The sequence below is a fragment of the Methylobacter marinus A45 genome (assembly GCF_000383855.1).
GTDB classification, from domain to species: domain Bacteria; phylum Pseudomonadota; class Gammaproteobacteria; order Methylococcales; family Methylomonadaceae; genus Methylobacter; species Methylobacter marinus.
Genome location: NZ_KB912877.1, coordinates 3,537,917 through 3,559,870 on the forward strand (window position 1 = coordinate 3,537,917; position 21,954 = coordinate 3,559,870).

The window sequence follows — 21,954 nt, forward strand, 5'->3', positions numbered from 1 at the left end:
TCATAGTAGCGGGCCTGCCTGACAGGGAGCTCCTGCTTGAGCGCCTGGATGTAACGCCGCACTGAACGGTCGGACACGGCCAGATCATCCACCTTGGCCTTCAACTTGCGCAGCACTTTCACGGCCGACAGGCCGGGATAGGTTTGCAGCAGTTGAATGATATAGCCGCGGTAATCGTCCAGCTTCTTGGTGCGGTCCGTATCGGCCAGCAGCGCCGCAATGGCAGGTTCCGTCAGCTTCAAATACTTGCTGACCGTGTTGCGGGAAATGCCCAATTGTTTGGCAATTTGGCGCTCCGATAAGCCATTGCCGTGGTTATGTAATGCTTTGATCTGATGGATCACTAGCCACTCCTTCATGCCGCTCCCTGAACAAAAGCCAGGGACTGTGGCAAATAATGAGATAAAGATAAAGGAAAAAGTGGCTCAAAATTGTTGGCCAATTCTGGCTCATTTTAGTTGTCCAATAACATAGCAATTTGTTTAGTCGCCATAGCTTCCTCCGCAATTAAATGTAGGCTATTGGATGAGTTTTGGGTGTCTTGTTGAGGCTGATGGTGGCCCGCGAAAATCGTACCGGTTAAATCGCCGAATTGGCGCTGACAGGGTTTGCAGCCATAGCGCTGTCGTTCAGGCTGGGCATCATCCTTGCCCTGCTTGATCATGGCTTCTGAACGGCACTGGGGCAAGACACTTTATTCGGCCAGCGCAAGGCGCGAATCGTTTCAAAACATTTGGCATTGTCGAATAGCTGATGTAGGGTAATCATTCGTCCTATGTCGGGATTATGAACCTCAAATTCAAGGTTTCAATAACATTTGGGATCTCTCCGGAATCCAATAAGAGCCACGATAAAAATATGGATTACAAAGAGTTAATAAAGGAAGGGCAAATTAGACAACAAAAAGAAAAAGAACAGTTGAAACAATGCCAGCCTCCGCGACTATCCATTGATGAACTCGGGTGGAAGTCGCTTTTAACACAATGGAATGACGAATACATGCGGGCGTTTATCAAGACCAGACTGGAGTTTGGCTGGTATCCCCGTTATGTCGCTCATACAAAACGAGAAAGGCAAGCCTTATTACAAGAATATGGTCTAGACGATTCTTATCTTGAAATTTTTGAGGGCGGACTAAGTGCTTCGGAAAATACTTCAGATGCAAAGATTAAGGATCGTCTTGAGAAAATCAAAACATTTTCAGCGGCCGCTCTTCAGGCGGCCGAGACAAGCCGTTCGAAATACACGCAAGAACTGATCGAGCAAGGCCAAAACGAAGCCAAGGCGGGCAAATTTTCATTTATCGCGGAAGCCGGCGAAAAGTTTACCCGCTTGGATTATGGCTTCGATATTGATGATGCCATTATCGTCAACGGGGGGCTGTTTCAAAAACCAGCCACAAAAGCAGCCATTGAGCAAGCTGAAGCACGGTTGCAGCAAAAACCCCCGCTATCTGTTTTTGGGCCAGGAGATATCTATATCAATGAGGCCAGAAGTTTGCTCGAAGGCAAGCAATTTTCCATGCCCAAGTCGTATCGGGAGTTTCTGGCAATCAGCAACGGCTGGTTGATGACGATCGCCCCGTTGACCTCTACAGGGTATTATGAACAGGATCTCGGCCAGATCATTTTACCCGTCGATCACTTGACTTATTTCGCCACCGATTATGATTCGGAAGATCTTTTCTCGGAAGCTTTGGACGATATTGAATACAAGCGAATTCCAACTAGTATTCTTATTTCAGCGAGGACTAATCATCCAAGTGCGGTCGTCACTCTTTTAGATTTTGCCAAAGTTAGGGATGATGGAGAACTTGAAGTTTATGTTCTGGCCAGAACGCCAATTCCCGTATTAGTAGAAGTATACCCAAACTTTAAAAGGTACATGGAAACGCAGTATGTTTACAGCATCGCCGATGTAAGATGCGAATACTCTTCATTGCAGGAAATGCGAAAAACAGGCGAATGGAAGCCGTTGAACCAACGATAATATTTCAAACATTGGGGCTGCCATTCCGAACGGTTATTCATCAACGACAAGCATCCCGGTGAAGCAATTTCACCGGTTAAAGACCGGTAAAAAGCCTGCGCCCAAGGTCGGTTATCTATCGCAGTAGAAAAGATTCAGCCTGATTATGTGCCGGTTATTGCGAATGCAGTAGAAGTTGACCCCGCGAATTGCTTAACACCTGAAAAAATACATTGGAAAATAAAGATGCTTAAAGATGGTTTAAAAGACAGCATTGTCTTTCGGACTTCCAGAAACATTGAAAGTTTTTGGGACTTTAGCAAAGATTTGATTGTGGATCCTGAAATTGAGGTCGATGAAATAAAAAAACGATCGAAAAACGATATCCGGAATTGCGATGGTCGGATGAAGGAAACGGAACCTATTTCGGGTTCGTGCCATGTGAAAAATTAATTGAAATTGAACATCGGTTTGCTGTCGAGGTGTGGCTTTATGAAAAGCCATGTTGTATCCGTATTGATGGAGGATACGCCATAGATGTGAAAGCGATCGCAGAAGATTTGAATATGGCGGCTTTTAATGTGCTAGGCGGTGATAGGATTTATCCATAAAAAGACATGATGTTCGGAAGATGAGAACTAATGCAAAAATTGCCTGATTAAAGGAGAGGGCACAAGTTAAGGCTTGAACTCGATATCCAAAATTCACTGATGAAACAGGTGAAAAGAGAGCGGAAAACATCAAACTGAAGGCTTGGCACCTGTATCTGACCGGCTTCTTTGTTAAACTGGTCCGATTTGATGGCCGTGAGTTATCCGAGACATGGAAAGACTGATAAAGCGGACTTTGAAAACTGAAAAATACTGGATGCGGTTTAAGAATTTTTGACTATGTTGCTCGATTTCTCGCTTGATCAAACGCTGATCATCGCCCTATTGTTCGTTTGGGCCGGTTTTGTCCGGACCGGACTCGGTTTTGGCGGCGCCGCATTAGGCTTGCCGCTGATGTTGTTCGTACACAATGATCCCCGTTTGTGGTTACCCATTATCGGGACACATTTGCTGTTCTTTTCCGGTTTGACATTGCGCACCCGCATGCATAATGTCGACTGGCAGTATTTACGGCGGTCTTCGATTTACATTATTCCCCCGGCTATCATCGGCGTATTCGGACTGGTGAGTCTGCCGATCTTGTGGTTGAACGTATTCATTTATTCAATCACCTTGTTTTATGGTTTGACCTGGTTATTCAATCGCGCCATTGAAAGCAGCCGAAACTGGGCAGACAAACTGCTACTGGTGTTAGGCGGCTATGTCGCCGGCACTTCCCTGACCGGCGCTCCCTTGATGGTAGCCGTCTATATGCGTAACGTCAGCAAGGATCAATTGCGCGATACCTTGTTTGTCTTATGGTTTATCCTGGTCAGCATCAAAATGACGACATTTATCGTCCTGTCGGTTGACCTGCATTTTCCAGCGGCGCTGACGCTGATACCGATCGCCGCTGTTGGGCATATGCTGGGCTTGAAAGCGCATAACGCCATAATGCGCAACGATCTATTGTTTAAACGCTGGGTTGGCGGCGGTCTGGTACTGGTTAGCGCTTTGGGGTTATGGCACTTGTAGCGCTATAAGTTTAATTTTATTTATGGTTTGCCTGTGCTTGGCTTATTATGGTCCGTTATTATTGTTGGCTAGTTTTAATCATAGCTTTCTGTCGTTCCGCTTACGCTGCAGCATCTGGGCGTTTTCCAAAAGCGTCATCGTTTCTGTCCAATAGCGCGCGCATAATTCAAGAAAACGAGTTCTTTCGGCATTATTTGGAAAGGCGGCCATATCATCAACCTCGGCCAGATGAGGGATAGTGTCTTGGTAGCTGGAAAGTGTTTCCTTGTAGGCTTGCCGATCCGTACTCGGTACCACAATAGGCGGAAACCCCGACTTCAACACTGGCAGGTTAGACAGCAATCGGGCCGGCCGGCCGTTGCCGTCAGAAAACGGGTGAATAGTCACAAAATCAAGATGCAGATCCGCATAGGCCTGCGAGGCCGCATCCCGAGAAAGTTCTTGTTTGAAAAAAGCATTAAAGTTATCCAGCCACTGCGCCATCAATTTTGGGGCGTATTGTGGTGAGGGATATTCACGCACTGATTGCTTTCCATTCTGATCGATATAAGAGGTGTAATTAGGCGCTTTCTTCCAGCCGCCTACCGGCTTGTAGATGTCCCTGACGCGCTCGGTCAGTATCGCCTTGTGTAGGGCGAATAACTCCGTTTCCGTAAACCTGTCGAGGTCCAGCAATTGATAGACCAGATCGATGGCTTTGGCATGTCCAACGACTTCTTCATGGTCTTTAAGGGGTTTTCCGGAGACTGTTAAGCCTTCCTCGAGTACGAAAGCAGTATCTTCTAGCGATAGGGTATTGCCTTCGATCGCCGTGGAAGCGTGTGTCCACAAATTCCGAATCTGGTTTAATAAGATGACTTTGATCTCATCATCAAGCCCGTCATAAAAACGCTTCACATTACTTCTCCATGAAACATCCGATATTGATGTAGACCTGTTGTCCGCAATAGCTTTTATCCTGCTGGACCACTCGGATTTTATTATGCCTGACACTTGGCCAGTTTGCACCGCCGCTTACTGATTGTTAACCATCAATATCCACGGTATCCATCAGGGTGATTATGTTTATGAGTTAGTCGCTATGGCCGAATATCTGTCTTATGTCAAATGTGAAAACTGTAGCGGTCTAGGGCAACATTACCTCGGAGGCTATGTGGGCACATTCTATGAAAAGCGCTGGGATCAGAAGCGGCTACAGATTGGCACTCAGGCAGAGCCGTCCCATGGTTACCGAACAATCGGGTCGGCGCAAGCTGACAGCGATTGTTGATGTTTCTGTTTAGGCTGATAGAAAGCATCATTAAGCATGATCAAATGCTTGTGGTGGAATTTCAGGTATCGGATCGGTGGAGGGTCAACTGGTCATTGATTATCGCAGTTGCAATACAGCAAGGTGTGATCAAGCACACATGCTGATCGACTATGTCCAACGAGCGATGAGCAAACAGGATTTGTAAAAACGATGATGCGCTAGCCGCATTGGCATAGCTACTGAATCGGAAGAGGGAGATATTTGAAAGAGGTTTTTGTGATGTGGGGCAATTAGCATTCTCTAGAGAGCTACAGCTTTCCCTCGAAATCCTAACCCATACCTAACCCCGGTACAAACAAAAAAGGCTTGCATTTCTGCAAGCCTTTGATTGTATTGGAGCTGGCGATGGGAATCGAACCCGCGACCGGCTGATTACAAATCAGCTGCTCTACCGACTGAGCTACACCAGCGAATGAGGAGTATTATACATAATTATTTTTTCTTGCCTAGTACTTTTTTTAAATTTTTTTTCTTACGCTGTGTTTTATTTTTGTTGCCGGCCGGCCTTTGGCTTTTTTCGCTGCGTTTACTGTCCAGTCCGGTGTATTTGGTTTTAAAACGTTGGATTTTCTGTTCAGCGGGCTCGACGGTGCCCTTGGGCTGGAATGACGGCACCAGGTGATGTTTGCCGTTGCCGATCAGATCGCTGCGGCCCATGGCTTTCAGCGCATCGCGCAGCAGCGGCCAGTTTTTCGGGTCGTGATAGCGCAGGAAGGCTTTGTGCAGGCGGCGTTGCTTGACGCTTTTGGGGATCGGAATGTCGGCGACGGTACGGCTGACTTTGTGCAGGGTGTCCTTGCCGGAGTGATACATGGCCGTGGCGATGGACATCGGCGAAGGCAGGAAGGCCTGCACCTGATCGGCTCTGAAACCATTGCGCTTCAGCCATAAGGCCAGGTTCAGCATATCGTGGTCGGTGGTGCCGGGATGCGCGGCGATGAAGTAGGGGATCAGGTACTGCTCCTTGCCGGCTTCCTTGGAAAATTTGTCGAATAGGGTCTTGAAGCGGTCGTAGGTCCCCATGCCCGGCTTCATCATTTTCGACAGCGGGCCTTTCTCGGTATGTTCCGGGGCGATTTTCAAATAGCCGCCGACATGGTGCGTGACCAGTTCCTTGACATATTCCGGCGATTCCACGGCCAGATCGTAGCGCAGGCCGGAGGCGATGAAGATTTTCTTGATGCCGGGCAGGGCGCGCGCACGCCGGTACAGCTTGATCAGCGGCGTGTGGTCCGTATTCAGGTTGGGGCAGATGCCCGGATAGACGCAGGACGGCTTGCGGCAGGCCGCTTCAATTTTCTCGTCCTTGCAGGCCAGTCGGTACATGTTGGCGGTCGGTCCGCCCAGGTCGGAGATATGGCCGGTAAAATTGGGCGAAATATCGCGTATCGCCTCGATTTCGCGGATGATCGAATCCTCCGAACGGCTCTGGATGATGCGGCCTTCATGCTCGGTGATGGAGCAGAAGGAGCAGCCGCCGAAACAGCCGCGCATGATGTTGACCGAATGCTGGATCATCTCGAAGGCGGGCACGTTGGCGTTGCCGTAGGCCTTGTGCGGCAGGCGCGAATAGGGCAGGTCGAAGACGCCGTCCATTTCCTTCGTGGTCAGCGGAATCGGCGGCGGATTGACCCAGAGCAGCCGCGAGCCGTGCATCTGCACCAAAGGCCGGGCATTGCCGGGGTTGGTCTCGCCGTGCATGACGCGCGAGGCGTGGGCGTACAGGATCGGATCGTCCTTGACGTCCTCGTAGTCGGGCAAGCGGATCACGGTCTGCGCGCGCCGGCCTCTGATCAGGTGCTTGTCGAACTGGATGACCTTCTCGCCGTCTGATCCGGCCGAATTCTTGATCTCGCAGGCGGGCTGTTCCTGATAGGGATTCTGCGGCGGCGCCACGGGGCCGGGCATGTCGATATGCGTGGAATCCTTGACGATCCAGCCTTCGGGAATCTGCTTGACGAAATGTACGGTGCCGCGGATGCCCTTCAGGTCGGAAATGGTTTCGCCGCTGGCCAGCCGGTGCGCGATCTCGACGATCTGCCTTTCGGCGTTACCGTACACGAGCAGGTCGGCTTTGGAGTCGAGCAGCACCGATTTGCGGACCTTGTCGGACCAGTAGTCGTAATGCGCGATGCGGCGCAGGCTCGCCTCGATGCCGCCGATGATAACCGGGACATCCTTGTAGGCTTCGCGGCAGCGGTGCGAGTAGACGTTGACGGCGCGGTCGGGCCGTTTGCCGGCGGTGCCGTCCGGCGTATAGGCGTCGTTCGAGCGGATCTTCTTGTCCGAGGTATAACGGTTGACCATCGAATCCATGTTGCCGCCGGTCACGCCGAAGAACAGGTTCGGGCGCCCGAGTTTTCGGAAGTCGCCGGCACTGGTCCAGTCGGGCTGCGAGATGATGCCGACCCGAAAGCCCTGCGCTTCCAGCAGACGGCCGATCAGCGCCATGCCGAAGCTGGGATGGTCGATATAAGCGTCGCCGGTCACGAGGATGATATCGCACGAATCCCAGCCCAGATCATCCATTTCCTCCCGGCTCATCGGCAATGCCGGCGCTACGCCGAATCGCTGCGCCCAGTATTTGCGATAGCTGAAAAGGTTGGGTACGGAGGGTAAAGCGGAAGACATCATGGTTTTATCAGGTTGTTAAGCGTGCTGGTGTTATGGGTATTGAGATCTCTCAGGAAGACCGGAAATTCAATTTGATAGTGCTCTTCAAGAGCCGATGCTCTCGTTCTTAAAGCCCGCATGGAATAAAGGGTTGAATCGTCATTAAAAGCAAAAGCGATTATATTGCCTTTGCAGCGAACCGGCAGAAATAAAATTCTCCATTGAAAGGCACGGCCCAGCCATCGGGCGACTTTAGTAAACAGGGCTTTGTCGGTGCCCCAAAGATTCATGACCAATATGCCGTCTTTTTTTAACAGCGGCTTGCAGGCCTGAAAAAACGTTTCGTTGCAGATGGATTCGGCCATGCCTTCATGATCGAAGGCATCGACAAACAGCAGGCTGTATTGTTCCCGTTCGGTTTCGGTCCGCTGAAGAATATAGCGTCCGCCGTCGTCGACTATGATTTTCAGGCGCGGATCCAGCGGCAGGCCGAAATGGCTGCGCGCGATTCTGACCACGCTTTTTCGGTATTCCACCACCCTGAGTCGACAGTCGGGAAAATGATGCAACAAATGCTTGGTAAGTGAACCTCCGCCTAAACCGACAATCAGAGCTTCGTCAGCCAACGTTTGCTTGAACAACAGCCAACAGGTCATGGCGCGCACATAAGCCAATTGCAACTTGTCGGGAGCGGCGACACGCATGCTGCTTTGTCTGGGATAGGAACCGAAATGCAAGGATCTGACGCCGTTGAGCTCGACCACCTCTATAATGCCGTCATCATCGTGGCTTTGGTGGATCAGTCGGCCATCATATTTGTACATAAAAGATTGCTAGTGTTTAATGGGCTGATCATTATACAGGTGAATAATGTCCAGCGGGTCGGAGGCGCGGGCATTTGAAGAGCATTTGGCTTCTATTTTGAATAAACAGTCATTCCATCATACTATGTTATTTATCATGGAAGTATTGAAAAAATGACATCCGCCCCGATTTCGATGTTCATTACATATTTTTTAACCAGTTCGCGTAAAATTAAACGTTTAATATTGAGGACTATCATGAAAAAGCTTTTTTTCCTGACTATGTTGCTGTCGGCAGTAACGGCTTTCGCTGATGATGCGAAAAACGAATGGCATAACACCGTACTGACTGAAGCGACGATGAAAAAAATTCAGGAAGCCAAATACAACTATAAAAAATGCGCCGTGGAAGAAATGAAAAAACCGGCGTACCAGCAACTGGAAAGCCGTAGGGCAACGGAAAGTCTCATCAAACAATGCGAGCCGGTCCTGGCGAAAATGCGCGAAGTGTACACGGAAGAAAAAGTGCCCGGCGTAGTCGCCGACCGCCACCTGAAACAGACGCGCATCCAAACCACTCGTGCCGTGCTTCAGGAGTTGATGTTTGCCGAAGCCGCCCGCAAAGCGGGTCAACAATAATAACCCAATGAGCTCCTAATTGAATGAATACTAACTACGCAATTGATTTGACGCGGGTACCGACCACGCTCGACTTGTGGCATGTGTATCTGGCAGGCGCCGTGGCGCTGTTGTCGCTGATTCTGATCATTTTGCTGCTGGCCATGGTGATCAGTCTGGCCCGCGGCCGCAAAAAAGCGGTAGCGCCGATTGTCGCACCGGTCGCGCCCGCACCCGCGCCAAAACCGGAAGTTAAGATCGTCGAAAAAATCGTCGAGGTCGAAAAACTCGTCCCCGCGCCGGCACCGGAACCTGTGGTATTGAAAGAAGCGACGCCCGACGCGGCCTTGCAATTACTGGGTTTACTGCAAAAAGAAGCGCGCTTTATCGATTTCATCAAGGAAGATATTTCCGCCTATGGCGATGCCGATATCGGTATCGCCGCGCGTGTCGTGCACGAAGGCTGCAACAAGGCCATCAACGAGCATTTCAGCCTGGCGCCGGTACGCGGCGAACAGGAAGGCACGAAAGTGACCTTGCAGAAAGGTTTTGATGCCGCCAGCGTACGCTTGACAGGCAATATTGTCGGCGCGGCGCCGTTTACCGGCACATTGGTCCACAAAGGCTGGAAGGTGACGGACATTCGCCTGCCTAAATTGACGCAGGGCCATAATGCCCAGATCGTTGCACCAGCGGAGGTTGAATTATGAAAAAGCTGTTTGGCCATATAAAGTCGGATGTATTGAAAAAAAAGGAGGAGGCTGCCGCCGCTGAGCCGGAAAACGCCGCTACTGATTTAGAACCTACAGAGAGCGAAATGCCGGAATCTGAAAATCCTGAAAACGAGAATCAACCAGCGGGCGAAGAGCAACAAACAAGCACTGAAACGGAAGCCAGACTTGAGAGCACTGAAACCGCCGTTCATGATGGGCCGCGGTTCTCGGTCGGCATCGATTTGGGCACCACTCACTGTGTGCTGTCCTATGCCGATCTCAGCAAAATAGAGGATGAATTTTCCCAGCAGGTCATGCCCATACCGCAATTGACCTCGCCCGGTGAAGTCGAAGATAAGGAGCAGTTGCCGTCATTTATGTATCAGGCGCATGAGTCCGAGCTTGCCGAAGGCTCTACCTCGCTGCCCTGGAATCCCAAGCCGGACTATCTGGTCGGCGAGATCGCGCGCAACCTGGGCAGCAAAACGCCGATCCGCCTGATCGCCAGCGCCAAGAGCTGGTTGTGCCATGCCGGCGTCGACTGCAAATCGGCCATTCTGCCGGCCGAAGCGCCGGACGAAATCGAGCGCGTCTCTCCTTTCCAGGCGACCACCGCTTACCTGCGGCATCTGCGCGATGCCTGGGAAAACCAGCACCCTGGCGCGTCTCTGGATAAGCAGGACCTGGTGATTACCGTGCCGGCCTCGTTTGATCCGGCGGCACGGGAACTGACCGTCGAAGCGGCGCGCTCCGTTGGGCTGGAGCAGGCGATTCTGCTGGAAGAGCCGCAGGCGGCCCTGTACAGCTGGATCGAGAAAAGCCATGGCGATTGGCGCAATTATGCCAAATGCGGCGACATCATCCTGGTCGTCGATATCGGCGGCGGCACCACTGACCTGTCATTGATCGCCGTCACCGAACAGGACGGCAATCTGGAATTGACGCGTGTCGCGGTCGGCGATCATATCCTGCTGGGCGGCGACAACATGGACCTGGCGCTGGCCTATACGGTCAAAGCCAAGCTGGAACAGGACGGTAGGCGTCTGGAACCGTGGCAGATACAGGCGTTGACGCACAGCTGCCGCGATGCCAAGGAAAAAATCTTCAACAATCCCGAGATCGATACGATTCCGCTGGTCGTCGCCAGCCGCGGCTCGTCATTGATCGGCGGCACACTGCGCAGCGAGTTGACGCGCGATGAAGTCAATCGCGTCCTGGTCGAGGGCTTTCTGCCCAGGGTGGCGGCCAGCGACCGGCCGATCAGCCGTACGCGCGGCGGCCTGAGAACCACGGGCCTGCCTTATGCGCAGGATGCGGGCATTACCCGGCATCTGGCGGCGTTTCTGGCCAAACAGCAAGGCGCGACCGAGGATTTAAAAGACATCAATCTGCCCGAAAATGCCTCGTTTCTGCATCCGACGGCTGTATTGTTTAACGGCGGCGTGCTGAAAGCCCAGGTGCTGGCCGACCGGCTGATGGAAGTCCTGAATTCCTGGCTGGCGGCCGAACAGGCGCCCGAAGCCAGACTGTTGCAGGGTGCCGACCTCGACCTGGCCGTCGCGCGCGGCGCCGCTTATTACGGCTATGTGCGCAAAGGCAAAGGCGTGCGCATTAAAGGCGGCACGGCTGCGTCCTACTACGTCGGCGTGGAAAGCGCCATGCCGGCCGTACCCGGCATGCCTCCTGAAATCGAGGCACTGTGCATCGCGCCGTTCGGCATGGAAGAGGGCACCCAAGAGGAGTTGCCCGACGACGAATTCGGCCTGGTGATCGGCGAGCCGGTGCGTTTCCGTTTCTTCGCCTCCAACACCCGCCGTGACGATGTCGTGGGCACGAGCCTCGATTACTGGGCCGAGGGCGAGCTTGAAGAACTGGACGAAATTGAAGTCACGTTGCCGGAGGAAGGTCGCCGGCCCGGTGAAGTCATCCCCGTTCATCTGCTCGCGGCCGTGACGGAAGTCGGCACGCTGGAACTGCAGGCCGTCTCGCAAAAAGACGACGGCCGCTGGAAGATCGAGTTTGATGTCCGGGCGGGCGAAGAAGCAAAAGCAGAAGCAGAAGCATAGGACTGACAGGGCGGCCGCTTGGCCGCCCGACGCCAAGGCATAAATTCTCCAGGTACAGGCATATATTCCTGATAAATAGCCACCTCAATGATTCATGCAAACAAATGCATTCAAGCGCCTGAATCGATTGAACTCTTAAAATCACAAAATTACCGTGCAAAATCAATCCGCCAGTTATTCAGTCGGTATCGACCTGGGCACAACGCATACCGTTGTCGCCTATGCGAGAGCCGATAAACCCAACCCCGAAATCGAGATTTTTCAGGTTGAGCAATTGGTCGCCCCCGGTCAGGTAGCGGCGCGGCCTTTGCTGCCTTCCGTGCGTTATCATCCGGCCGCCGGCGAGCTGTCCGAGGCCGATGTCGTTTTTTCGCCGGCCGGCGAAACCGCCGTGATCGGCGAGGCCGCGCGCCTGTTGGGCGCCAAGACCAAAGGCCGGTTCGTGACCAGCGCCAAGAGCTGGCTGTCGCACCCGTCGGTCGACCATGGCGCGGAAATCCTGCCCTGGGGCAGCGGCGACGATGTCGACAAGGTGTCGCCGATCGATGCCAGCGCCAGTTATCTGGCGCATATCCGTACGGTCTGGAGTCACCGGTTTCCCGACGCGCCCCTGGAAAAGCAGGATATCGTCATTACCGTGCCGGCTTCTTTTGATGAAGCGGCTCGCTCGCTGACGCTGGAAGCGGCCCGAATCGCTGGCTTTTCCAATGTCCGTCTGCTGGAAGAGCCGCAAGCGGTCTGCTACGACTGGCTGAGGCGACATACCGGCTCCATCGGTCAGGCGCTGGCCGATGTCCATCTGCTGCTGGTCTGCGACGTGGGTGGCGGTACGACTGACCTGACGCTGATCAAGGTCGAGCAGGGCGAGCAGGAGCCTAAACTGACCCGCATCGGTGTCGGCGAGCATCTGATGCTGGGCGGCGACAATATCGACCTGGCCCTGGCGCACCTGGCCGAAAGCCGGCTGGTCAGTGACGGCAAACGCCTGTCGCCGGCCGATCTGTCGCAGTTGATCGAGCAATGCCGTCTGGCCAAGGAACGGCTGCTGGCCGAGGATGCCCCGGAGCAGGTCAACGTCACCTTGCTGGGCGGCGGCTCCAGGCTGATCGGCAGCACGCGTTCCGTTTCCCTGAGCCGGGACGAAGTAAGGGCGATTGCGCTGGACGGATTTTTTCCGCTGTCGGGACTCGATGAACTGCCGGACCGGAAGCGCAGCGGCGTGGTGGAATTCGGTCTGCCTTATGCCGCCGAGCCGGCGGTCAGCAAGCATGTCGCCGCGTTCCTGAAACTGCACCGCGAAGCCTGCCGTGAGGCCTTGCAAGGCGAGGGCGTCGTACCCGATGCGTTGCTGCTCAACGGCGGCGTATTCCGCAGCCGGCCGATCACGCAGCGCACTATCGAACTGATCAATTCATGGGCCGACAAGCCGCCGGTACTGCTGGAAAACAAGCATCCGGAACTGTCGGTGGCCTTGGGTGCGGTCAGCTATGCCATCGCGCGCCGTGAAAAGAAGCTGAAAATCGGCGGCGGCGCGGCGCGCAGTTATTTTCTGCTGGTCGATACCGGCAAGGCCGTGCAGCAGGGCGTCTGCATCCTGCCGCGCGGCAGCGAGGAAGGCGACGAGGTGATCCTGAAAGACCGGCAGTTCGCCCTGCGTCTGGGGCAGCCCGTGCGCTTCCATTTGGCTTCGATGACCGGCGATACGCCGTTCAAGCCCGGCGATCTGACCGACATTACCGACCAGTTTCACTCGCTGCCGCCTTTGGCCGTGGCCTTTGAGCATGGCGAAGAGCAGGGCAACCGCGAAGTCATCGTGCAGCTGGCCGTGACCCAGACCGAAATCGGCACGCTGAAAATCCAGTGCGTGTCCGTGGCCGACAGCACGCAGCGCTGGGATGTGGAATTCCAGATCAGAAAGAAAGGCCTGGCCGGACTGCAAACCGATGCGGCCTTGCCGGCTCAGTTCAATGCCGCCGTCGAAAAGATACAGACGGTCTTTGGATCAAAGTCCAAGCAGGTCGATCCCAAAGCGGTCAAGAATCTGCGCGCCGACCTGGAAAAACTGCTGGGCAGTTCGCGCAATGAATGGGAAACGCCGCTGCTGCGCGCCATGTTTGCGGCGCTGTTGGAGGGCCTGAAATATCGCCGCCGTTCCGAAAACCATGAAAGGGTCTGGCTCAGCCTGACCGGTTTCTGCCTGCGTCCGGGATTCGGCTATCCGCTCGACGACTGGCGCGTGGAACAGCTCTGGAAAACCTACCCGCAGGGCATCCAGTTCGTCAACGAAACCCAGAACTGGAGCGAATGGTGGACGTTATGGCGCCGGATTGCCGGCGGCCTCAGCGTCAAGGCGCAGGAGCAGATCTTCAGCGATATCGCCAAGTACATTGATCCGGCCGCCGCCCGGCAGCCCGGAGTCGCCAAGCAACTGAAGACCCGCAGTTATGACGACATCGTGCGTCTGTCGGCGGTGCTGGAACGATTGCCCGTCGACAAGAAAACACAGCTGGGCGAATGGCTGCTGAAACGCCTGCAAAAAGCCAGCGAATCCAGTCAGACCTGGTGGGCCGTCGGGCGCATCGGTGCGCGCATGCCGTTCCACGGCAGCAGTCATAACGTGATCCCCGCCGATACGGTCTGCCAATGGCTCAAGCAGTTAATGGCCGAGGATTGGAGGAAAATCCCCCAGGCCGGTTTTGCCGCGACCCTGATCGCGCGTATGAGCGGTGACCGCGCCCGCGATATCGACGAAGCCCTGCGCAGGCAAATCGTCGAAAAACTGAAAGTGAGTAAAGCGCCTTCTTCCTGGGTGGACATTGTGGAACAAATCCGGGAACTTGATGAAAAAGAGGAAAAACAAATTTTTGGCGAGGCTCTTCCGCCGGGGTTAAAATTAATCAGTAATAATTAGAATTAAGATAAAAATGAAAGCGATTGGTTTTGTAATGGTGCTGGGGTTTACCCTGCTTTATTTTGTAAATGCGGCCTTTAAGGTTGATATCTGGGAGACGGAACTTCTGATTCACAGCGGCATCCGGTTTTTTGCCGGCTTCATCGCCATCGGTGTCTGGGTGTTTTCTCAACATAGAATCAAGTTCCTCCACCTGTTCTATTTTGTCCTGGCTCTGGTGTTGGCCGATGACATCTGGGATTACTTCAGAAACATCAACAGCTTTAAACCGGAGGCCATGCTGCATAGCAGTTATATGCTGTTGTGGGGTTCCGTGACGGGCTATGTATCGGCAAGATACATCAAAAACAAAATAAATAATCCGTATGGCGACTAGGCGGTCGCCTTCACTTCATCCATTGAGCAGCAGCTTTTTTTGCCGCTGATGCCTTCAACGCTTTAATGGCTTGCCTGGACTGCGTTTTTAGCGGCCGCTTCTCAATCTTTTTTAAGCAGTGCTTTTGCCCGTAGTGAATCAAGATGCATGCAAGAAGTCATTTAATTACCCGTGAAGGCCGTACAAAATTGGAACAAGAGCTCGATTACCTCTGGAGCGTCGAACGCAAAGCCGTCACGCAAGCCGTTACGGAAGCCGCCGCCCATGGCGATCGTTCGGAAAATGCCGAGTACAAGGAGGGAAAGCGTCGGTTAAGGGAAATAGACAGGCGGATTCGTTTTCTGACCAAGCGCTTGCAGGTGTTAAAGGTCGTGGATTACTCGCCGCAACAGGAAGGCAAGGTTTTCTTTGGCGCCTGGGTGGAGCTTGAAAATGAGGCAGGGCAGATCGCTCATTACCGGATTGTCGGTTCCGACGAGTTCGATCCGCATAAAAATGCGATCAGCATCAACTCGCCGATGGCAAAAGCGCTGATCGGCAAATCCGTCGACGACGAGATTTTTGTGCACACGCCCGAGGGCGTCAAGGAATGGATTATCAACGAGATCCGGTATGAGCCTTTTGATTGAGAGGGTTGGCTAAGGTGACCTCGTCAAAGCCTTACGCGGCGAACTGACCGCTGACTTGGCGCGCGCAAAACCCCGGCCAGATCAGCGGCGAAAACCGCCGAGGCGCTACTGGCGAAAATCAAAGCCGAATGTGAACAAATAGCGGGTTGGAACAGGCCAAAGGAAGGCGAGAAAATCGAGTGCCGCGGGATGATGAAATGGCGCTTACCTTACGGTATTCCGGGGTCCTGGTTTGTCGCACAGGCTTAAGCCCGGCCGCTTTTTTTTTCAGACAAATGCGAGATAAATCTATATGATAGTCGCCTTTTAATCACGAAAAAGGTTTCATCATGCAAATAGCAGACAATATGGCTGTTTCCATTCACTACACTCTGACTAATGACGCCGGCGAAGTGCTGGACAGTTCGGTTGGGGATGAGCCGTTGGTTTACCTGCAAGGCATGGGGAATATTATTTCCGGCCTGGAAAAAGCCCTGGAGGGCAAAACGGTAGGCGACAAATTTAATGTCCACATTGAGGCGGCCGACGCTTATGGCGAGCATCAGGACGGTATGGTTCAGGTGATTCCTCGGGCCATGTTCGAAGGTATAGACACCGTCGAAGTCGGCATGCAGTTCCATGCCGATGTCAGTTCAGGTCCGGGCGTGGTCACGGTAGTCGATGTCGATGGCGATGATATTACCATCGACGGCAATCACCCACTGGCCGGCGAAGCGCTGAATTTCGATGTCGAAGTAGTGGCGGTCAGGGACGCGACTCAGGACGAGTTGGCTCATGGTCATGTTCATGGCGCCGGCTGCAATCATTAAGTGTTAGCCACACACCGGTTCCGGCATTGGCGGAACCGGTTCCTTCAGGCTAAAGCCAGTCTTTTTTCTTGAAATAGCCGAGTAAAAAAACTGATATCGCGATAAACAGCACCCACAAGGCCGGATAGGCCCACTTCCATTTCAGTTCCGGCATATACTCGAAGTTCATGCCGTAGACGCCGGCGATAAAGGTCAGCGGAATGAAGATGGTGGCGAACACGGTCAGGACTTTCATGGTCTCGTTCATTTTGTTGCTGACGCTGGACAGATAAATGTCCAGCATGCCGGCGATCAAATCGCGGTAGGATTCCATCGCTTCAATCACACGGATGGCATGATCGTAGACATCGCCGAAATAGCGTTTGGTGCGCTCATGCAGCAAATGCGAGTCGCTGCGCTGTATGGCGACCAGCAATTCCCGCAGCGGCGAGACGCTTCTGCGTAAAAAGATCAGTTCGCGCTTGATGGTCTGGATGGTCTTCAGCGTTTTTGCCGTGGGCGTGGACAGTAATTCATCCTCGACGTTTTCAATCAGTTCATCGAGCGCGTCCTGCAAGGCGAAATATTCATCGACGACGGTATCCATGATCACATACGCCAGATAATCCGTGCCGAAGTTGCGCAGGCGCCCTTTCTCGTTGCCGAGTTGGGCCAGAATGGGATCAAATATAGCGTCGGGTTTTTCCTTGAACGAAAAGACGAATTTGTCGAGTACCAGTAAACTGACCTGTTCATAGTCCACGTCAAATATGTCATCGCTGAGAGACAGCGCCTTAAGGACAATGTACAGGTAGTCGTTAAAGTCCTCGAATTTGGGCCGTTGATGGGTATTGAGAATGTCCTCAAGCACCAGGGCGTGAATGCCAAAATGCTTGCCGATGGCATCAATGATCGAAATGTCCGACAAGCCTTCGATATTGACCCAGGTTACTGTATCGGTCTGCTTATACGGCAACACGTCTTCAATCGATTTAATGATGCGTTTTTCCAGCATGGACGGATTGTAATCAATCACGGTGATGCGGTTTTCAATGCCGTGCACCTCGCCGACGTGCACGAGCGAGCCGGAGGGCAGACCTGATTTTTCCGAAGCGTAACTTAAAGATTCAGCCATGATAAAAAATAATTAGGGTCAGGTAGGAAAGACAATTACTCCGCCAGCACCGGAAACAGGCCTTTCAGGCCGCTTGCGATGAATTCGACGGCAAGCGCCGACAGGATCAGTCCCATCAGCCGGGTGAAAATATTGATGCCGGTCTGGCTGATGTGCCGGATCAGCCAGGGGGTCGTTCTCAGTACGATCCATAAAATCGCCATGACGGCAATGATATCGAGGCTCATGATCAGGTAATGATTGATGTCGGTGCCCCGGTGCGAGTACATGATAACCGTACTGATAGCGCCAGGCCCCGCCAGCAGCGGCATCGATAACGGCACCACGGCGATGGACTGCCTGGCTTCGCCTTCCTCGGCTTCTTTTTTCGTATGTACGGTTTTGCTGATTTTGGCTTGCAGCATGGAGAGCGCCATCAGCATCAGCAGAATGCCGCCGCTGACCAGGAACGAATTGATACTGATGCCGAAAAAAACCAGCAGGTTTTCCCCCAGAAACAGCGCCAGCAGCAGAATCGTCGTGACCGTTATCACGACGGTATTCTCGATGTTTTTGAGTTCGGACGCTTTCGTATGAGCGGTCAGCGCGGCAATAATGGGAATGATGCCTATCGGATCGACCACGGCGAACAAGGCGATAAATATTTTTATATAATCCGTATATTCGAGCATAATATTTTCCGGCAAGCGAAGTGGATCACAGGATTCGGCTGGCTACAGGCATAACTCTAAACCGATAACAGACTTGCAGGCAAAGATAATTCATGACAGACGTATCCATACAGTTACCGATGCTAGGCTGGCGCGAGTGGGTCGCGCTGCCCGAACTGAATATCGGACAGATCAAGGCTAAAATCGACACCGGCGCGCGTTCGTCGGCTCTGCATGCTTGCGCAATCGATCCTTATCGAAAAAGCGGCCAGCGCTGGATCATGTTTGCCATTCATCCCAGCCAGATCAGTACCGATGTGCTGGTCGAGTGCCATGCGCCGGTCAAGGATCGTCGCCTGGTGTCGGATTCGGGCGGGCACAAGCAGCGGCGCTACGTGATAGAGACCGAGATCGTCCTGGGCCGTACGATGGTCAGAGCCGAAATGACGCTGACCAATCGCGACAGCATGCGTTTTCGCATGCTGCTCGGGCGCACCGCGATGAATACGCGCTTTATCATCGATCCCTGCGCCTCGTACCTGCAGGGAAAACCCGAGCTTTATCGGGATGCGCGCCTGTCGGAGCAGGAAATAATAACCCTGTGATATTTTAAGGAAAGCCTTTGCAAGGCATGGACTGCAGTGACCGGCTTCAGGAAGAAGCCGGCAGGCCTTGAAAAATAGTCACTTACTCATGCAGTTCTTTATTGAGCGAGATGTACAGTTTGGGCGTGATGATTTCGTCCTCATGCAATTGTTTCAGAATATCGCCTTGTAAAGTATGCAATACCCTGTCAGCCGACTGCCGGTTCAACTGCTCCAGCAAGGCCTGGTTGGATTCGATTTGCTCGTTCATATGCGCTTCGGTTTGCGCTTGTAAAGCCCGATAAACCGAGAGCACATTTTCTATCGCCTGCTTATCATCGAAAATTTCGCTCAGGTGCGACTGTTCCAGCGTGGACAGTTCGCGGATCGCTTTCGATATCAGTTTATATTGCGTGCGGTAATACAGATAAACTTCTTCCGGAGCCGGCGCTTTGGGCGACAGGAAAAGCGCCCGGCGGATGGTGTTGATAAAGCGAGTGTATATCCAGTCGCTGAAATGCTCGTTCGTCGCCTTCAACTGCTGTCTGCCGCGTTCAACCCGCTCAATTTGAATTTCCAGAATATCGAGAATTTTCTTATAGCCGGCTTCATTGATTTCCTCGCGCCGGAAAATCTCTTTCAGCATGGCTTTTTCCAGGCCTAGCGCATACAGGCGCAGCATGTTTTCGATTAAACGGTCGGAATCATCGAAATTTTGCCTGGACAGTTTGCGCTGTTGCTGATGCAGCGCGCGATAGTAAGAGGATAAAGCCTGATGCTGGTGCTCACTGATTTGTTTGTTGCTGTATAAATCATCGAGTTTATCGAGCAGGTCCTTGTAAATCAGCGCCTTGCTTTTGAGGTAGCTCAATTCCTCTTGCGGGGAGAAGGCATCGATATTCAACCGGCGAATGATTTTGCCGATCGTCGTGGCTTTGATCAGCAGGGTGAAATAAATACAGCCGATAGTGATGGCGGTAATGAACTCTTTAATGGAAAAGGAATAAGTCCAGCCGGGCAGGCTCAGATTGTCCGGAATCAGCAGCACCATGACGATCGCCAAGGCGCCGCGCAGACTGCCCCAGGATAATAACTGCTGCCAGCTTTGCGGAATTCTTTCTTCCAGCTTGAGGGCGTGAATAATCGATATCGATGTATAAACGGACGCGATACGCGCCACGGCAACCACGATGATAATGGTTATGATCGGCAGAATGGCAATTTTTAAATCGATGGAAAGGTTGGCGAACATCAAGCCCATCAGGATAAAGACCAGTGAGTTGGCCACGAAGGCAAAATAGCTCCAGAATTTTTCCATGTATTCCTCGACGCCGTGGGACATCTTGTAACGCCCGTAATTGCCCATGACCATCGAGGCGATCAATGTGGAGATGATCGAAGACAGACGGATTTGCTGACCGAACACAACCACATGCTCTGAAATCAGCTCGGTCAGCAGGAAGGTGAAATGCGCAACCAGTAAGGTCAGCGTGATTTCCAGATGTTCATTGCCTTTCACCAATTGGATCAGCTTCGAGAACATGAAGCCCATCAGCAGACCGAAAATGACGCCGCCGACCAGCATGGTCGTGAACGAGAAAAGCCCCGACAGCAGGGTCGGAAAACCGGTGTAGCCATGAATGAACAAGTCCAGAAACACCAGGAACAGAGCGAAGGAAGTGGCATCGTTAAACAAGCTTTCGCCTTCGAAGATCAGGGTCAGGCGATGCGGCGCGCCGTACTCCTTAAACAGCGACAGAACCGCTACCGGGTCGGTTGAGGAAATGATGGTGCCGAACAGCAGCGTGACCAGCAGCGGAACTTCCAGGCCCAGCAATCCGAAAGCCCATTGTCCGACAAAACCGATGAATACCGCCGATATCAGTAAGCCCAGGACGGCCAGTATGCCCATCGAGTACTTGTTTTCCTTGACGTTGCGGAAATTCATGTTGTAAGCCGATTCAAAAATCAGAATAGGCAAAAACACAAAGAACAGCGATTCGGGCGTTAACTGGAAGCGGGTGATAAAAGACAGTGATTCGATGCGGGATACAGGGACTAACAGTGAGCCGACCACTACCAGCAAGACGGTATAGGGTATACGGATTTTAATCGCCAACACATTTACGCCTAATGCGATCAACATTAAAGTAAAAACGGATAAAAAGACGTCAAGATTCATTACTGTTTTGGAAGGTGTTAAATGGATGGATGGGTGGAGAAAAAGCTGTATTGACTCGCCATTATATCGGAAATTACTAATATCAGCGCCAATAAATCAGCCACGGTTGCTTGAAAGAAGCAGGATACAGGCTATTCCCCGGCTAATTTTCGGACCCGGAAAAAGCCCGCGCCGCTCTCGCCCAAAACGTCCGCCAGCCAGGGCAGGACGCGCTCCATGTCCGGCTTTAAGGTCCAAGGCGGATTGATCACAATCATGCCGCTGGCGGTCATGCCGTGCTCGCTGGTATCGGCCTGAATGCCCAGTTCGAATAACTGGATATTCTTTATGCCGCTGTTTTGCAGGGCCTGTTCCAGTGCGTCATTGCGCCGGCGTTCGACGACCGGATACCAGAGCGCGAAAATGCCGGTGGCAAAGCGCTTGTGCATTTTTACCAAGGTATTCACGACTTCCTGGTAATCGCTTTTCATTTCATAGGACGGGTCGATCAGGACCAGGCCGCGGCGCTCGGCCGGCGGCAACAGGCCGATGGCGTTTTTCAAGCCGTCGTCATGGAAGACTTTGATGCGCCTGTCCCTGTTGACGGCTTCCGTCAGCAAGGCGATTTCCGTCGAATGCAGCTCATATAAGAACAGCCGGTCGGCGTCGCGCAGTAACCGTTGCGCGATCAGGGGCGAGCCGGGATAACGCCTGAGCGGCTCCTGGCCGTTGAATTGCCTGATCAGTTCGACATAGGCGGCAACGCCGTCCGGCAGGTCATGCCGTTGCCATAGCTTGCCGATACCATTGTCGAATTCCCTGTTTTCCAGGGCGTATTCGCTGTCCAGCGCATAAGCGCCGGGGCCGGCATGGGTATCGACGCAGCAGAACGGTTTGTCTTTTTTCTTCAGGTATTCAAGAATCCGGATCAGAATCAGGTGTTTCAGCACATCGGCGAAATTGCCGACATGGAAGGCGTGGCGGTAACTGAGCATAAAAAGG

The 21,954-nt window shown here is 52.8% G+C and carries 19 protein-coding genes and 1 tRNA gene; 11 read left to right on the forward strand and 9 right to left on the reverse strand.

Annotated elements, in window-relative coordinates; genetic code table 11:
- A partial coding sequence (locus METMA_RS24885) for a helix-turn-helix domain-containing protein (RefSeq protein ID WP_040590640.1) occupies positions 1-344 on the reverse strand: 344 nt, incomplete at its 3' end.
- Between the two features lie 514 nt (positions 345-858).
- Here METMA_RS24885 and METMA_RS0116845 point away from each other — a divergent pair.
- From METMA_RS0116845 to METMA_RS0116855, 3 genes are all read left to right on the forward strand, one after another.
- Positions 859-1,989: a hypothetical protein gene (locus METMA_RS0116845; RefSeq protein WP_027147407.1), complete on the forward strand. Its 1,131-nt coding sequence runs from the start codon at positions 859-861 to the stop codon at positions 1,987-1,989.
- Positions 1,990-2,214: 225 nt separating this feature from the next.
- Positions 2,215-2,421, forward strand: coding sequence for a hypothetical protein (locus METMA_RS0116850; RefSeq protein WP_020160283.1), 207 nt, complete (start codon positions 2,215-2,217; stop codon positions 2,419-2,421).
- A gap of 437 nt (positions 2,422-2,858) precedes the next feature.
- Positions 2,859-3,593 (forward strand): TSUP family transporter, encoded by a 735-nt coding sequence (locus METMA_RS0116855; protein WP_020160284.1) that lies wholly within the window; start codon positions 2,859-2,861, stop codon positions 3,591-3,593.
- A gap of 78 nt (positions 3,594-3,671) precedes the next feature.
- On the opposite strand, the gene METMA_RS0116860 is transcribed toward METMA_RS0116855, so the two are convergent.
- From METMA_RS0116860 to METMA_RS0116885, 4 genes are all read right to left on the reverse strand, one after another.
- Positions 3,672-4,490: a Fic family protein gene (locus METMA_RS0116860; protein ID WP_020160285.1), complete on the reverse strand. Its 819-nt coding sequence runs from the start codon at positions 4,488-4,490 to the stop codon at positions 3,672-3,674.
- Positions 4,491-5,239: 749 nt separating this feature from the next.
- A tRNA-Thr gene (locus METMA_RS0116875) sits at positions 5,240-5,315 on the reverse strand.
- A 22-nt stretch (positions 5,316-5,337) separates the two neighbouring features.
- Positions 5,338-7,536 carry a YgiQ family radical SAM protein gene (locus METMA_RS0116880; protein WP_020160288.1) on the reverse strand — a complete coding sequence of 733 codons (2,199 nt, stop codon included), beginning with the start codon at positions 7,534-7,536 and terminating at the stop codon, positions 5,338-5,340.
- Entirely contained in the window at positions 7,536-8,342 is an 807-nt protein-coding gene (locus tag METMA_RS0116885; RefSeq protein ID WP_020160289.1) for a spermine/spermidine synthase domain-containing protein, read from the reverse strand. The genes METMA_RS0116880 and METMA_RS0116885 overlap by 1 nt, the downstream gene beginning before the upstream one ends.
- 237 nt (positions 8,343-8,579) lie before the next feature.
- Between METMA_RS0116885 and METMA_RS0116895 the strand changes: the two genes are divergently transcribed.
- From METMA_RS0116895 to METMA_RS0116925, 7 genes are all read left to right on the forward strand, one after another.
- Positions 8,580-8,960, forward strand: a complete 381-nt coding sequence (locus METMA_RS0116895) for a hypothetical protein (RefSeq protein ID WP_020160291.1) — start codon at positions 8,580-8,582, stop codon at positions 8,958-8,960.
- Positions 8,961-8,983: 23 nt separating this feature from the next.
- Entirely contained in the window at positions 8,984-9,649 is a 666-nt protein-coding gene (locus METMA_RS0116900; RefSeq protein ID WP_020160292.1) for a DUF2760 domain-containing protein, read from the forward strand.
- The gene (locus METMA_RS0116905; protein WP_020160293.1) at positions 9,646-11,718 is read left to right on the forward strand and encodes an Hsp70 family protein; all 2,073 of its coding nucleotides are present in this window, start codon (positions 9,646-9,648) and stop codon (positions 11,716-11,718) included. Before METMA_RS0116900 ends, METMA_RS0116905 begins: the two co-directional genes overlap by 4 nt.
- Before the next feature lie 154 nt (positions 11,719-11,872).
- The gene (locus METMA_RS0116910) at positions 11,873-14,629 is read left to right on the forward strand and encodes an Hsp70 family protein (protein ID WP_020160294.1); all 2,757 of its coding nucleotides are present in this window, start codon (positions 11,873-11,875) and stop codon (positions 14,627-14,629) included.
- A gap of 13 nt (positions 14,630-14,642) precedes the next feature.
- A complete protein-coding gene (locus METMA_RS0116915) occupies positions 14,643-15,005 on the forward strand; it encodes a hypothetical protein (RefSeq protein ID WP_027147408.1) in 363 nt (120 codons plus the stop codon).
- A gap of 143 nt (positions 15,006-15,148) precedes the next feature.
- Positions 15,149-15,634, forward strand: coding sequence for a transcription elongation factor GreB (greB, locus tag METMA_RS0116920; RefSeq protein ID WP_020160296.1), 486 nt, complete (start codon positions 15,149-15,151; stop codon positions 15,632-15,634).
- A gap of 329 nt (positions 15,635-15,963) precedes the next feature.
- Positions 15,964-16,443 carry an FKBP-type peptidyl-prolyl cis-trans isomerase gene (locus tag METMA_RS0116925; protein WP_020160297.1) on the forward strand — a complete coding sequence of 160 codons (480 nt, stop codon included), beginning with the start codon at positions 15,964-15,966 and terminating at the stop codon, positions 16,441-16,443.
- Between the two features lie 49 nt (positions 16,444-16,492).
- Here the strand turns inward: METMA_RS0116925 and corA are convergent, their stop codons facing one another.
- Together corA and METMA_RS0116935 are read right to left on the reverse strand one after the other, a co-directional pair.
- Complete coding sequence (gene corA / locus METMA_RS0116930; protein ID WP_020160298.1) at positions 16,493-17,557, reverse strand: magnesium/cobalt transporter CorA; 1,065 nt, start codon at positions 17,555-17,557, stop codon at positions 16,493-16,495.
- 35 nt (positions 17,558-17,592) lie between these two features.
- The gene (locus METMA_RS0116935; protein ID WP_020160299.1) at positions 17,593-18,228 is read right to left on the reverse strand and encodes a YchE family NAAT transporter; all 636 of its coding nucleotides are present in this window, start codon (positions 18,226-18,228) and stop codon (positions 17,593-17,595) included.
- Positions 18,229-18,320: 92 nt separating this feature from the next.
- Between METMA_RS0116935 and METMA_RS0116940 the strand changes: the two genes are divergently transcribed.
- Entirely contained in the window at positions 18,321-18,812 is a 492-nt protein-coding gene (locus tag METMA_RS0116940; RefSeq protein WP_020160300.1) for an ATP-dependent zinc protease family protein, read from the forward strand.
- An 82-nt stretch (positions 18,813-18,894) separates the two neighbouring features.
- On the opposite strand, the gene METMA_RS0116945 is transcribed toward METMA_RS0116940, so the two are convergent.
- Complete coding sequence (locus METMA_RS0116945) at positions 18,895-20,973, reverse strand: cation:proton antiporter (protein ID WP_027147409.1); 2,079 nt, start codon at positions 20,971-20,973, stop codon at positions 18,895-18,897.
- A 131-nt stretch (positions 20,974-21,104) separates the two neighbouring features.
- Positions 21,105-21,947, reverse strand: a complete 843-nt coding sequence (locus METMA_RS0116950) for a 23S rRNA (adenine(2030)-N(6))-methyltransferase RlmJ (RefSeq protein ID WP_020160302.1) — start codon at positions 21,945-21,947, stop codon at positions 21,105-21,107.
- Positions 21,948-21,954: the final 7 nt, after the last annotated feature.